Below are 13075 nucleotides of genomic sequence, written 5' to 3'. Positions count from 1 at the left end.
TTCTCTTAGTTCTGCGGGGTGAAGCGGTACTTTTTGTTCACCAGCACCGTGCCGCCTTGCGGAGCGGGGAAGAGCCACTTGTTGGCCTCACGCTCCATGCACTTGAGCGCGCTGCGGTCGCCGATTTCTTGGCTTCGAGCCTTCGCCATGGCGACTTCGCCGCCGGAGCCGATGCGAATGGTCAACACCACCTGGCCCATGAGCGCCGGGTCGGCTTTGAGCGCACGCTCGTAGCACTTCTGCAACACGCCCTGATTGTTGCGAAGCACGCGCTTGACCCCGGCTGCGTCGATCTTGCCGGTATCTTTGGGTTGGGGCGCGCGCTTGACCTTGGGCGCCTCCACCGTCTTTTTCTGCATCCCCTCGAGCTCGGCGGCCATGAAGCGCGCCTTCTGCGAGATGTTGAACGCGGCCGTGTCGCCGGCTTCTTCGGCTTTCTCGGTGGCCTCTTCGAGCATCTCCGCGCGAGTATCCTCGACCACGTCGGCTTCCTCGGCCTCTGCAGCGTCGGGCTCGGCAGTAGTCTTCTCTTGGTCTTTCTCCGCAGAGCACGACTCACAGGAGCTGCAGGCGGCAGTGGAGACGCTCGCGATGAGAAAGGCGACGAAAAGCAGGCGCGACATGGACTTCATACTGGTTTATCCGGTACTTCGATGTTGCCACTGCCGGTGTGCGAGGGCACAGCCGGAATTTGGCCCCTAATTGCATGCGGTTAGCATTCGGCGAGGACAGTTGTCCCGAGCGGAAGATACACTGCCAGCCAACTCCTCGCAAGTTTTGGTGTTGCTTCGCGTACGGGCCTCACCTAATACACGACGACCGAGTAATCGTTCAGTTGGCAATGAGCCCGAACACTATGAAAGATCAACAACAAATCGAAATCGTAAGAATGGCTCACGGCGGAGACGGCATCGGCTATCTCGAAGATGGCCGCATCGTCTTCGTGCCGACGACGCTTCCGGGGGAAGTGGTCGACATCGAGCTCGTCGAGCTCAAAAAGTCGTACGCCAAGGGCAGGGTGGTCGAGATCGTGGAGGCCTCTCCGGAGCGCGTCGACTCGGAGTGCCCGTACTTTCCCAAATGCGGTGGCTGCCAGTTCTGGCACACCACCTACGAGCACGAGGTCGAACTGAAGACCGAGGCTGCATGGCAGACTATCTCGCGTATCAGCAAGCTCGACCTTCCCGAGGCGCGCGTGGTCGCCGCTCCCGAAGACCGCCGCTACCGCAGCCGAGTGACCTTCCACCGCGCGCCCGCCGGCGAAGGGCAGGGCTGGAAGATCGGCTTCTACCGGGCCAACAGCAGTGAGCTTCTGGACATCAACGACTGTCTGATCACCGACGGGCTGCTCAACGAGGTGCGTCGCGCGCTCGAGCCGGCGCTTCGCGACGTGGGCGACTGCGACTTCATCTTGGAGACCGCCGACGAAGAGAGCGTGGTGGTCACCCTGATGCCCGAGCGCAACCTGCGCACCAAGATGCCCCCGTCGCTCAAGACCTTTTTGCAGACGCTCGACCAAAACCCGACGGTGCGCGGCTTGCGTGTGGTCGGCGAGGACGAAGACGTCGTCTTCGGCGACATCACCGTCGACGGTGAAGAGGTGCTCGCTCGCCCGCCGGTCGACGCCGCGCATGTGCCCTCGGCAAATTTCCGCCAGAGCTACCGCGACATGAACGGGCAACTCGTCGACGAGGTGAGCGGGATTATCGACCGTCTCGGCGCGACCTCGGTCATCGAGTTGTTCTGTGGAAACGGCAACTTCTCGTTCGCGCTGCCGGATCGCGTCGAGCGCTTCGTCGGCCTGGAGGCCAACCCGGCCGCCATCGAGAGCGCCAAGGGCTTGGCCAAGCTCGCCCGCCTCGACGGCTACAGCTTCCGCGTCGCCGACTTGTCGGAAGGCTTTGTCGAGCCGCTCGACGAGATGGTCGACGACTTCGACCTCGTCCTGCTCGACCCGCCGCGCGCGGGCGCCTCGGAGGTCTGCGACGAGCTCGCCCAGTACCAGCATCTCGAAGCAATCGTGTACGTCTCGTGCGACCCGGCGTGCCTGGGCCGCGACCTCAAGACGCTCACCAACGGCGGCTGGGAAGTCGAGTCACTGACGATGTTCGATATGTTCCCGCGCACCTCGCATATCGAGACGGTGGCGGTACTGCGCTGACGTCAGGGCTACTTGTCAGGGTTACTTGTCTGGATTACTGGGACGGAGCGGCGTCGTCTTTGGCGGCGCCGCTGTCTTGTTCGGGGAGTTGCGCTTCGACCTTGTCGGCGCGCTCTTTGGCCTCGGTTTGGACCTCGCCGACCTCGTCGCGAAGCTCTTTTTGCTTCTCGTTGACGTTGATCGACGGTTCGGGGGCTTTGGGGGGATCGTCACAAGCGCCGGCCAAGAGGGCCAGCGCGAGTAGCGTCGCCAGAAAAGAGAGGGAGGGGACTATGCTTGTCGCCCGAGAAGTCATCGGCTCACGATGCCTTCTTCTGGACGGTCAGGAGCGGAATCTCATCGTTCGAGATGAGGCGCACGAGCTTGACGAGGGGCTCGAGGAGATACCCGAGCACGGGGAACTCGTCGATGTCGCCGTCCCAAAACTGCAGCGCGCTGTAGGTGCCCTTGGCCTGGTCGGCAAAGCGCATGTGGATATTCGTCTCGCCCTCTTCGCGCTTGCGGCGCACGGGCGAAGCGTCCCAGAACGGGTGTTGGCGCAGCAGCATGTAGAACTTCACCAGGTCGGCCTGGCCAAGCTCCACGCTGTACAGCTCGGTATCGTCGGGGCGCTTCCAACTCAGCAGCGTCCAACCCGACCCCGCAATCTGCAGGGTGGTCAACCCGTTGGGGTCGTCGTGTCCGCCGATCTGCAAAAAGAAATGGAGGCCGCGAGTATCCTGCTTCTCGGCTACGTCGTCGAGCCGTCTTTCCAGGATCTCTTTAGGGTCTGACACAGACAAATCTCCGCTTGAAGTCCTACCTACTACACACGTTTATAGTTCTGCGTGCGATCCTGCGTCAAGCGCGCTTGGTTTTGACGCTAGATTTCAATTATTTCCCGGGGGAACGGGACCGAAGGTGGCGCCGCCGAGCCTCGAAGTGCACTTCGGAACACTCGGCGGCGCCGGACAGGAGAGAAACAGCCGCTCAGTTGCCCAGAATTCCGTCCGACTTGGGGAACCACTTAAACGCCTGCAGCGACACGTAGTACAGATCGTTCTTGTCGTCGTAGCGCGTGCAGTACTCGGTCGGGTAGAAGCCGGCCTCGGGCATCGCCTCGGGCGTGGGGTAGGGCGTGCAGTGCTCGGCTTCCTTCTTTTGCAACTCGGCCACGGTAATCATCGGCTCCATGAAGTTCAGCGAGCCGTCCCAGGCGCCGTACAAGAAGGTGCGCGTGAACGTCTCGCCGTTGAACTCGGGGGAGGTCGGGTCGATGAGGTGGGCGCCCATGCCCGCCTCGACGGCGCCGGGGTTGATGTAGCCGGGGACTTGCTCGTCGGCCGGCAGGGGCTTCATGCCCTTCTGGAACGCCTCACACGAAATGAGCGTGCCCGGCGCGGCGGCATCGCAGATGCCGGCGGTGATATTGTAGCGCTCGGCTTCTTCCATGAAGTAAAAGTGGAAGTCGAAGTGGGGCAGGTCCCACACGCCCGGAGGGATGTGGCCGCCCGGGTTCCAGTTGACCATCGCCCATTTGAACGGGGTCGCCACCGCGTTGCTGGGGAATTGGAGCACGTGCTCGTGGCCGCAGCAGGTGTGGCCGTCGTACTCCCATTTGCCGTCGCTGGCGGCGGTCGGAAGGTTCTGGAAGGCCGCGCCGTCGAACTCCACGCCGATGCGGATGGGCTTGCCCGACGGGTTGACCGTCGAGAAGGCGCGAATGTTGCCGTCGCCCATCGACAGCGACGGGCCAAACTCGGTCAAGTTCTTAGGCGGACCGGCCAGAGCTGTGCCAACAAACGTCACCATGCACCCGACAAACACACACACAAAGAGCTGCCAAGAACGAATCATCGCCGACCTCCAATCACTACGCGGCATCCCTACCGCTCGCCAAATTGTCTCTCGAAAAGAGTTAACCCTATCATAGCGGTTTTGGCAGAGCGGTTCAACGAGATTGCCGAGACTTTTGTCGGCAATTGACGCGAGCGTCGCCGCGACGTGCGAGATCAATCGGTTTGAAGCGCAACCGGCTCGAAGGCGATGATGCGTTCGCCATCGCCGAGTTGGCCGTACGAGCCCTTGCCCCAGCAGTACAATGTGTCGTCGGTGGTCAAGCCGCAAATGTGGGCGCTCCCGGCGGCGAGTTGTTGGAAGGTGTGGCCACCAGTGACCGCTGCCGGGCGCACGCTGCCGTCTTGAGTGCCCAGCCCGAGTTGGCCGGCGAAGTTGCCGCCCCAGCAATACGCCTTGCCGGCCGGTGTCAGCCCGCAGGTAAAACGTTTGCCAGCGACGAGCGAAGCAAACGTGTGCTCACCGACGACCGCAACGGGGCGGCGTTGATATCCGTCGGGCGTGCCCAGTCCAAGTTGGCCAAACCAGTTGTTGCCCCAGCAATACGCCTGGCCATCGGAGTCGAGGCCGCAACTGTGCCAGTCCCCGGTGACGATGTGCTCGAACGCGACCGAGGTGTCGACAGCGGTGGGAGAGGCGCGACTGGTCTCGGTGCCGTCTCCGAGCACGCCGAATTCGTTGAGTCCCCAGCAGTAGGGCTGGCCGCTGTCGTCGACTGCGCAGCTGTACTCGGGGCCGGCGCTCAGGTGGCCAAACGTCGCGTCGAGGTCGACCTTGGCGAGTGAGGTTTGGTTGGCCGCCTGGCCGATGCCCGCCTGTCCCTCGTCATTTCGCCCCGCGCACCATACGTCGCCGGAGCTGTCGAGGAGGCAGTGGTGGTACTCGCCGGCCACGACCGTGGTCCAGTCGCCGCTGTCATGGACGAGCACAGGCGCGTCGTACCAGTCTTCGGCGGTCTGCACGCCGAATTCGCCGTAGTAGTTCTGGCCCCAGCAGTACACGTCGCCGCTTTGCGCGAGTCCGCAGGAATGCTGGGAGGCGAGGGCGACGGAGTCGAAGGTGTGCGATTCGGCGGCGCGGCCGACGCTGCTTCGAGACTTCCAGCTGCCGTCGGCGAGTTGGCCGCGGTCGTTTCGTCCCCAACAGTACAACTCGCCGGCGCTCGTCTTCGCGCATGTGCTCTCGAAGCCGGCATAGACCGCCTCGAAGGCGTGCTCGGTGTCGACGCGAGCGGGCTCGAGCACGTCGATGGCGCGGCCGTCGCCGAGCTCGCCGTAGAAGTTGGCACCCCAGCAATAGATCTTGCCGTCAAAGCCGCCGCCGCATGTGTGGAACATGCCCGCTTCGAGCCAAGCAAAGCGCTTGTCTTCGGACACCTTTCTGGGGGTGCTGGTCTCGAACGAGACGTCCGGGTGGGCCAGCGACCCTCGAGTATTGCCGCCCCAGCAATACGTTGTTCCGTCGGCGGTTGCCCCGCAGGTGTGCTGGGCGCCGGCGGCGAGGGTCACGAACTGGTGGCCACCTGCGACCTCGGTGGGGGTGGGCATGGCGCCTGCCACCGAGTCGGCGTGGCCGACCTGGCCGTCGCCGTTCCACCCCCAACAGTAGGTCTTCGAGTCGGCGGTGATACCGCAAACGTGGTAGTATCCGGCGACGAGCGTGGTGAATTGATGCCCGCCGGTGACGGCGACCGGGGAGCTGCTATTTCGGGTCGACCCGTCGCCCAGTGAGCCTGCCGAGTTATCGCCCCAACAATACGCGTTGCCTTGGCTGTCGAGACCGCAGCTGAACAGCCCGCCGAGGGCGAGTTGTTGGAATGCGTGCCCGCTGTCGACCTCGACGAACCCCCACCCATTCGAGCCGGTCGACCCGCCGAGCTGGCCTTTTTCGTTTCCGCCCCAGCAGTGAAGGCTGTCATCCTCGGCGATCGCGCACGAGTGGGTCTCGCCGGAAGCGATGTCGACGAAGCGCTGCGAGCGCAACACTTCGGTGGGGCCCCAACCGCCGGCTGTGGGACTCTGGCCCATCTGGCCGTAGTGATTGTTGCCCCAGCAAAGCATCTGGCCGTCGGTGGTGATGCCGCAGGTGTGGCTCACGCCGGTGGCCAAGTCGGTGAAGGCGTAGCCCGGCGCGGCCGGGGACGGGCGGCTCTGATCGACACTCGAGTCACCCAACGCTCCCCAACCGCTGTTGCCCCAGCAGTAGGCTTGGTTGGATGCATCGAGCGCACAGGTGAGCTGGTAACCGGCGGTAAGTTCGACGAAGGCGAAGTCTTCACGGGCCGGTCGTTCGACGTCCGGCGCCGTGTCGGTGCTGCCGGCGTCTGTACCGGTGTCCGCGTCCACGCCCACATCCGGCTGCGAGGATTGGTCGTCCTCCGATTCCGCCGGATCCGCGCAGGCGGTCGACATCGCAACAGAGATAGATACGAGTGAAACGAGAAAAAGACGACGCGTATCGAAATACATCAGACCGGCCCCCTTGCTATAGCGTTTGAAATTTTCGAGGTGGCAGACAGCGGGCGCATCTTACCGACACTCGCGACATCCAGCAAGCAGTGGCCGCTCCGGACACGAGGGCAGTGGAATTGTGCCCCCCACTAATGGTAACACTTTGGCCAAGATAGGGGCCGACCCATTCTGTCGCGCCCAAACACCCGAAAACGATGCGGGAATGGACGATTCGATTTCCGCCACGCATATATCGCAGTGACCGACCTATGAGTTCGAAAAACGAGAACTCCAAACGTACGCCTATCACCGAGCTCGAGTGGTTCGAGCCGGATACCAAGCCCTGGTGGCGAGACCGCTGGGTGGTGTTGGCCGCGGCCGTCATCGTGTTCATCCCGATGCTTGGAAGCTTCGGGCTGTGGGACCCCTGGGAGGTCCATTACGGCGAAGTCGCGCGCAATATTCTGGAGCGCAACGACTGGATCAGCACCTGGTGGGGGAGCCACTGGGAGGACGGCGCCGGCAACCGCGAAGGCAATTACTTCTACTCCAAGCCCATCCTCTTGATGTGGATGATGGCGATGGGGATGCAAGTCTTCGGGTTTTCGGAGTGGGGCATCCGCATCGGCGTGGCGTTGGTGGGGATTCTGGGGCTTTTGCTCGCCTACTCGTTCGGCTCGAGCGTCTTCAAGCGCCGCACCGGCTTTTTGATGGCCGCGGTGTTGGGCACCTCGCCGTTCTGGTTCTTTTTGAGCCGGCAGGCACAGACCGACATGCCCTTTGTGGGGCTGATGACCGTCGCGATGTGTTTCTTCATGATGGCGATGTTCGGCAAGGACAAAGATCGTCCGGCCGACAAGTTCTCCTACGTACTCGCCTTCGGGTGGATGGCGCTGGTGTGCGTGCCGCAGATCGCGCTGGTGCTCGTGGGCCTGTCGCGCTGGCGAGGTGGCCCCAACCCATTCATGCAGTCGTTTACGTCGCCGGCCTGGCAGGGCATCGCCGTTGGCGGAGCGCTTCTGGGCGTGGGCTTCGGCCTGCTGCTATGGGGCTTATGGAAGGGGCGTGAGGAGAGCGATCGGGCCCAGACGCTTCGGCGTCGGTTCGCGCTCGGGGGCTTGGGCGTGCTGTGGGTGCCGCTGTTGGTGCTCCTGGTGGTCATCTTGGTCAGCGGCTCGACCCTCGCAAAAGACCTCAACGGCTGGTTTATCTGGGGCCCCACGCAGGCGGCGATCTACACGACCTGCTTCGGCACCGCGCTCTACCTGGCGTTTGCACGCCCGGTCGTCGAGCGCCGGCGGGTCTACCTGCTCGCCTTCTACGTCTTTATCGGCCTGGCCTCACTCGCCAAGGGCCTCTTGGGCTTCATGCTGCCCGGCGCCATCCTCTTTTTCTACATCCTGATCACCCGCGAGTGGCGGATGCTCAAGAAGGTCGACCTGCATATCGGCCTGCCCATCTTCGTGGCGGTCGCCTTTCCGTGGTACGCCGCGATGCTCATCCGGCACACGCAGGGCTTCTGGAACCGCTTCTTCGTCCACGACCACTTCAAGCGCCTGGCCAGCGGTGTGCACCAGATCGACACCGGCAGCTTCGAGCATTTTTTGCATTGGCTAGGCTACGGCCTCTTTCCGTGGATCGCCTTTTTGCCCGCGGCGTTGGGCCACTTCTTTTCGGGCAAGGGCCTGGACATGGAGGACGATCGGGGTCGCGCGACCTTGATGCTGATCCTATGGGCGACGATCGCCTTCACCCTATTCACCCTGTCGAGCACCAAATTCCACCACTACATCTTCCCGGTGGTCCCGGCGCTGGCGATGCTTATCGCCATCACCCTGGACGACGCGCTCGATCGCGAGCTTCCGCACCCCTGGCCGCTGTACTTCGTGGGCATCGGCATCTTCGGCATCGTGCTGTGGGACATTTTGCACGACCCGCAGGTGCTCAAAAACCTGTTCACCTACAAGTACGACCGCAAATGGGACGCCGCCTGGGACTCGGGCTTCCGCTGGGCGATCTTCGGGGTCAGCGTACCGGCGATGCTCGGCATCACACTCTTTTTGACACGAAACCGCTTGGTTCGGCGTCTAAGCTTGGCGGCCATTTTGGCGTCCGGCTTGGGCTTCGCGGTCTTTTGTCTGGACGTCTACATGCCCGGGATTAGTTCTACGTGGAGCCAGAAGGGCGTGTGGGATGCCTACTACTCCCAGTGCACGCGTACCGACGGCCCTCCCGGCTCACATCGGTTCAAACGCTACTGTGAAGAGCCGGCGATTGCTTACAAGCTCAACTGGCGAGGTGAGACGTTTTACACCCAAAACGAGGTCATCCCCATTCGAGACGACGATGACTTCGAGCACTTCCTCGAGGAAGTGGGCAACGGGACGTTCTACGGCATTATGGAAGGCGCGCGTTTCCGCGGAGGATTCCAGCGCGAGTTGCCCGAACGCTTCAAGAATAAAGCCTGTGTTACACACAACGAGAACCTGAAGTTCGTTCTCGTCAAAGTGCCGTGCGCCGAGGACGATCCACAGCGGGTCGAGCCTTGAACTACGGCATGATCCAGATCACAGGGCGGCCCTTCCATTTTTAGCTCATTATTGCTACGTTCCTGTCGCCCTGAAATCTGGGAAAAATCGCCGCTCAGGCGGCGATTCATATACTGAGCGCCACCCAGGCGCACGTACGTTGGAAAAATCTTACTGCTGAGACGGAGATCGCATATGGCAGACGCGAAGTTGGTTCTGAATGGTGAAGAGTACGAATTCCCCGTCGTCGAGGGGTCCGAAGGCGAGCGCGGTGTCGACAACCGCAAGCTTCGGGGTACCACCGGCGTCATCAGCTACGATCCCGGCTACGGCAGCACTGGTTCGTGCAAGAGCGCCATCACCTTCATCAACGGTGAAGAAGGCGTGCTGCGCTACCGCGGCTATGCCATCGAAGACCTGGCCGAGAACGCCTCGTTCGAAGAGGTGATGTACCTGCTGGTGTGGGGCAAGCTTCCCAACCAGGAAGAACTCGACACCTTCAAAGGCCGCCTGGCCGAGCACGCCACGCTCCCCGATGGCGTCGTCAACGTGCTCGAGAGCCTTCCGAACACCGCTCACCCGATGACGGTCGCCCAGACCCTGGTCGCCTGCCTCGGTGAGTACTACGACGACGACTCGGACGAAGAGACCGACATCATCCGCCTGCTCGCCTCGATGAAGGCGCTGGCCGCTTACGGCTACCGCAAGACCGCGGGCAAGGACTACGTCGCGCCGAACACCGACGCCAGCTACGCCGGCGACTTCGCCAACATGATGTTCGGCGACGCCGACGGCGACTACAACGTCTCCGAGGTCCTCGAGACGGCCATCGACAAGCTTCTGACCCTGCACGCCGACCACGAGCAGAACTGCTCGGCGTCGACCGCGCGCATGATCGGCAGCGCCGGCTCGAGCCTGTACGCCTCCATCTCGGGCGCCATCGGCGCGCTTTCGGGCCCGCTTCACGGCGGCGCCAACCAGAAAGTCATCGAGATGCTCGAAGAGATCCGCGAGGCCGACCGCTCCCTCGAAGACCACATCGACCTGGTCAAAGACAAGTCCTCGGACGTGCGTCTGATGGGCTTCGGTCACCGCGTCTACAAAAACTTCGACCCGCGCGCCAAGATCCTCAAAAAGGCCGCCGACGAGCTCCTCCCCGAGCTCGGCGTCGAAGACCCGGCGCTCGACCTGGCCAAAGAGCTCGAGCAGGTCGCCCTCGAAGACGAGTACTTCGTCAAGCGTCGCCTGTACCCGAACGTCGACTTCTACAGCGGCACGATCTACCGCGCGCTGGGCATCCCCACCAACATGTTCACGGTGATGTTCGTGCTCGGTCGCCTTCCGGGCTGGATCGCCCAGTGGAAAGAGATGCGTGACGACGAAGAGCAGCGCATCCACCGTCCGCGCCAGATCTACATCGGCGAGAACAAGCGTGAGGTCACGCCGATCAGCGAGCGATAACGTGATCGAGTGATTGAGTAGACGAGAAAAGGCCGCCCGGGCAATCCGGGCGGCCTTTTTCCGATCTAGCAACCCCTGAGTCTTTAAGCACTTCGGCCTCCAAGTCCTCTCGATGGTGCCTAATCGGATACGGCGTCGAGCCAACCTCGGTTCTCATTTCCGCCCCCCCCCAATCCCTCGCGGGTTGGGTATTGCTGCCAGGCCGGGAAGACTCGTCTGGAAGCCGTATAGTTCACCATCCGACACAAAGATCATCATCCCGCCCGAAGTGAGCAGCGGCTTGGAAACGGTCTCTCCGGGCTTGGGGTAGGGGATAACTGTTTTGGGTTCGCCGGACTCCGGGTCCACCATGAGGAGACTCGACTGTGTGCCGCTTGGGTCTCCAGTCTCACTGATTGTTCGATGCACCAGAGTGGTGCCGTTATTGGCTGAGAGTCTGCCGAGTTGGTAGCGGCCGTAGCGGTAGTCGACCAGCGAGGGCAGCTCGACTTCGCGGTGGTCGCGCCCGTCGAACCCGAAGGTAGTGAGTCTCGCTGTGGCGATGCCCCAGTGCAGACAGCTCTGCCCTCCTGGGGTGTAGGTCATTGCGCTGGGACACTCTTCGACGTGCACTCTGACATCGTCACGATAACTCTCGAAGTAGCGATCTCCTCCACGTGACACCACCAGGAGATCGAACTCCGACAGCCTTTGCACGTTGGCGCCTCGACCGGTGCCTTGCTTGACAAGCTTCGCGTTCCCGCACTCATCGACCGACAACACTCCATAAGAGTCGCCCGAGTCGATCGAAATGAAGACTTCATTGTCGGATTTGATGTAGGCGTTGAATAGAGTCGCGCGAGGTCCGGCATCCGGCCAGAGTTCTCTGACGTGCTTGGCCCAAAACACCTCGCCGTTTAGCGCATCGAAGCTCACCAGATATTCGTTGTCGAACCCCATCAACCACTGCCCGTTGGGCGTGATGAGATTCGGGCGAATATTAGGGGAGCCCGGGTCGACAATCTGCTTCGTGAAGGTCTCTCCATCGTAGGTGCCACTTCGCAGCATGAACATGGGCGTGGGCACCTGGTCGTGGGCATCGCGAATGGTCTCGGTGTAAAGCCAGTACCGCTCCGGATTCGACGAGACGGCGAGCTTGGGCTCGGGAGTTTGCAGCGGCTCTTCGAACTCGTGGCAACTCAGGAGGTTGCCGGTCTGAGCGTCGACGAAGGCAATCGCAGCCAGTCTGTCCGAGGGGGTAACACCGCTGTGCGTGCTCACGGACGTCACCACCACGGGACGCTTCTCGCCATTGACCGTAAAGTACGCGAGTGCGGATGACTTTTCATCGAACTTCCCATCCCGCACACAGGTCGCCTGGGTGCTCCAAACTTGTCGCGGAGTATCGCCGAGCGGTTCCGGCAACGACACAGCCCGCAGCTTCTCAATGGGCACTCGGACACTTGTCGGCGCGCAGCGGTTCTCCGCTCCTTCCAGCCACGGTGGCGGTGCGTGACTGACGTCCGTCGCATCTGGATCTACATCTAACTCAACGACGTCGTTATCAGTGTCGCTCGCGGTGTCACCACCTCCATCCTGAAAGGGAGCAGCATCGCCACCCGCCCCCGAGTCTTCGCCCGCGTCGCCGATAACGGCGACATCAGAATCGTTTGCCCGGTCTTGGTCGCAGTTTGCCAGGCTCACAGCGAGCACAAGTCCATTTACGAGAAGCCAAGGTTTCTTAGAGATCACAACCTTCTCCATTGGGTCCGCCGTAGCTTGGCATGACCCCGGTTTTCGGACACGTGGGCTACATGGTCTACGCCGCCTTTCGGTCGGTCAATTGCAAACTCTCGAAGTGCATGGGTGACAGGTAATCGAGCGAGGAGTGAAGTCGGTGCGCGTTGTACCACATCAGGTGGCGCAGGATGGCTCCTTTGGCCTCGTCTCGGGTCTCAAATCGCCTCTCGTGAATCAGCTCGGTCTTGATGGTCGAAAAGAAGCTCTCGCTGGGCGCGTTGTCTCAGCAACTGCCCTTGCGGCTCATGCTGACGATGGCACCAGCCCGTCGAAGCTCGTCCTGATGGGCGTGTGCCGCATACTGTGAGCCTCGGTCTGTGTGGTGGATAAAGCCCCTGTCCGGCTGTCTCTGCGCCAGTGCCATACGAAGCGCGCTCAGTGTCAGTTTCTGGTCGATGCGGCTGCTCATCGCCCAACCAACGACACGCCTCGAGTACAGGTCGATGAGCACCGCGAAGTACAGCCAACCTTGGGCAGTTGGGATGTAGCTGATGTCGCCGACCCATGCTTGATCGGGAGAATCGACCTCAAAGTCCCGGTCGAGCACGTTGTCGGCCACCGGATAGGCATGCTTTGAATCAGTGGTCGCACGAAACGCTCTACGACGACGGGCAAACAGGCCGTTCTCACGCATCAGCCGAGCCACGCGGTGCTTGCCGCCCTGGTGGCCCTCGAGCTTGAGCGCACGCAGCACTCGCCGGGCACCGTAGCGTCCCTTCGATGCCTCGAAGATACGCCGGATATGCTCGAGCAAGGCTGCGTTTGCACGGGATCGCTTCGACGGCTTTCGGTTGCGCCAGGCGTAGTAGCCACTGCGGCTGACCAGCATCACCAAGCAAAGGGTACGAACAGCGTGATTG

General features: G+C 62.1%; 9 protein-coding genes and 2 pseudogenes. 3 read left to right on the top strand and 8 right to left on the bottom strand.

Annotation, left to right across the window (positions count from 1 at the left end):
- Window positions 1–5 precede the first annotated feature (5 nt).
- Entirely contained in the window at window positions 6–632 is a 627-nt protein-coding gene (locus tag FIV42_RS03025; RefSeq protein ID WP_141196240.1) for an AgmX/PglI C-terminal domain-containing protein, read from the bottom strand.
- A gap of 74 nt (window positions 633–706) precedes the next feature.
- Between FIV42_RS03025 and rlmD the strand changes: the two genes are divergently transcribed.
- Window positions 707–2161, top strand: coding sequence for a 23S rRNA (uracil(1939)-C(5))-methyltransferase RlmD (rlmD, locus tag FIV42_RS03020; RefSeq protein WP_141196239.1), 1455 nt, complete (start codon window positions 707–709; stop codon window positions 2159–2161).
- Between the two features lie 34 nt (window positions 2162–2195).
- On the opposite strand, the gene FIV42_RS03015 is transcribed toward rlmD, so the two are convergent.
- The 4 genes from FIV42_RS03015 to FIV42_RS03000 form a co-directional block, all read right to left on the bottom strand.
- Window positions 2196–2456: a hypothetical protein gene (locus tag FIV42_RS03015; protein ID WP_141196238.1), complete on the bottom strand. Its 261-nt coding sequence runs from the start codon at window positions 2454–2456 to the stop codon at window positions 2196–2198.
- Between the two features lie 4 nt (window positions 2457–2460).
- On the bottom strand, window positions 2461–2937 hold the full coding sequence (locus FIV42_RS03010) for a hypothetical protein (protein ID WP_141196237.1): 477 nt from the start codon (window positions 2935–2937) through the stop codon (window positions 2461–2463).
- A 193-nt stretch (window positions 2938–3130) separates the two neighbouring features.
- Window positions 3131–3997 carry a DUF5602 domain-containing protein gene (locus tag FIV42_RS03005; protein WP_141196236.1) on the bottom strand — a complete coding sequence of 289 codons (867 nt, stop codon included), beginning with the start codon at window positions 3995–3997 and terminating at the stop codon, window positions 3131–3133.
- A gap of 155 nt (window positions 3998–4152) precedes the next feature.
- Complete coding sequence (locus tag FIV42_RS03000) at window positions 4153–6408, bottom strand: RCC1 domain-containing protein (protein ID WP_168210351.1); 2256 nt, start codon at window positions 6406–6408, stop codon at window positions 4153–4155.
- A 308-nt stretch (window positions 6409–6716) separates the two neighbouring features.
- Between FIV42_RS03000 and FIV42_RS02995 the strand changes: the two genes are divergently transcribed.
- Together FIV42_RS02995 and FIV42_RS02990 are read left to right on the top strand one after the other, a co-directional pair.
- A complete protein-coding gene (locus FIV42_RS02995; RefSeq protein WP_168210350.1) occupies window positions 6717–8996 on the top strand; it encodes an ArnT family glycosyltransferase in 2280 nt (759 codons plus the stop codon).
- A gap of 174 nt (window positions 8997–9170) precedes the next feature.
- Window positions 9171–10436: a citrate synthase gene (locus FIV42_RS02990; protein WP_141196233.1), complete on the top strand. Its 1266-nt coding sequence runs from the start codon at window positions 9171–9173 to the stop codon at window positions 10434–10436.
- Between the two features lie 153 nt (window positions 10437–10589).
- On the opposite strand, the gene FIV42_RS02985 is transcribed toward FIV42_RS02990, so the two are convergent.
- From FIV42_RS02985 to FIV42_RS02975, 3 genes and pseudogenes are all read right to left on the bottom strand, one after another.
- Window positions 10590–12179: a hypothetical protein gene (locus FIV42_RS02985; RefSeq protein WP_141196232.1), complete on the bottom strand. Its 1590-nt coding sequence runs from the start codon at window positions 12177–12179 to the stop codon at window positions 10590–10592.
- Window positions 12180–12234: 55 nt separating this feature from the next.
- Window positions 12235–12426: pseudogene (locus tag FIV42_RS31370) on the bottom strand (IS3 family transposase); the annotation flags it as partial.
- Between the two features lie 12 nt (window positions 12427–12438).
- Window positions 12439–13068: pseudogene (locus tag FIV42_RS02975) on the bottom strand (IS3 family transposase); the annotation flags it as partial.
- Window positions 13069–13075 lie beyond the last annotated feature (7 nt).

The sequence above is a fragment of the Persicimonas caeni genome (assembly GCF_006517175.1).
Lineage (GTDB): Bacteria > Myxococcota_A > Bradymonadia > Bradymonadales > Bradymonadaceae > Persicimonas > Persicimonas caeni.
Note: the sequence above shows the minus strand (reverse complement) of the source record. Positions and strands in the feature narration are given on the sequence as shown.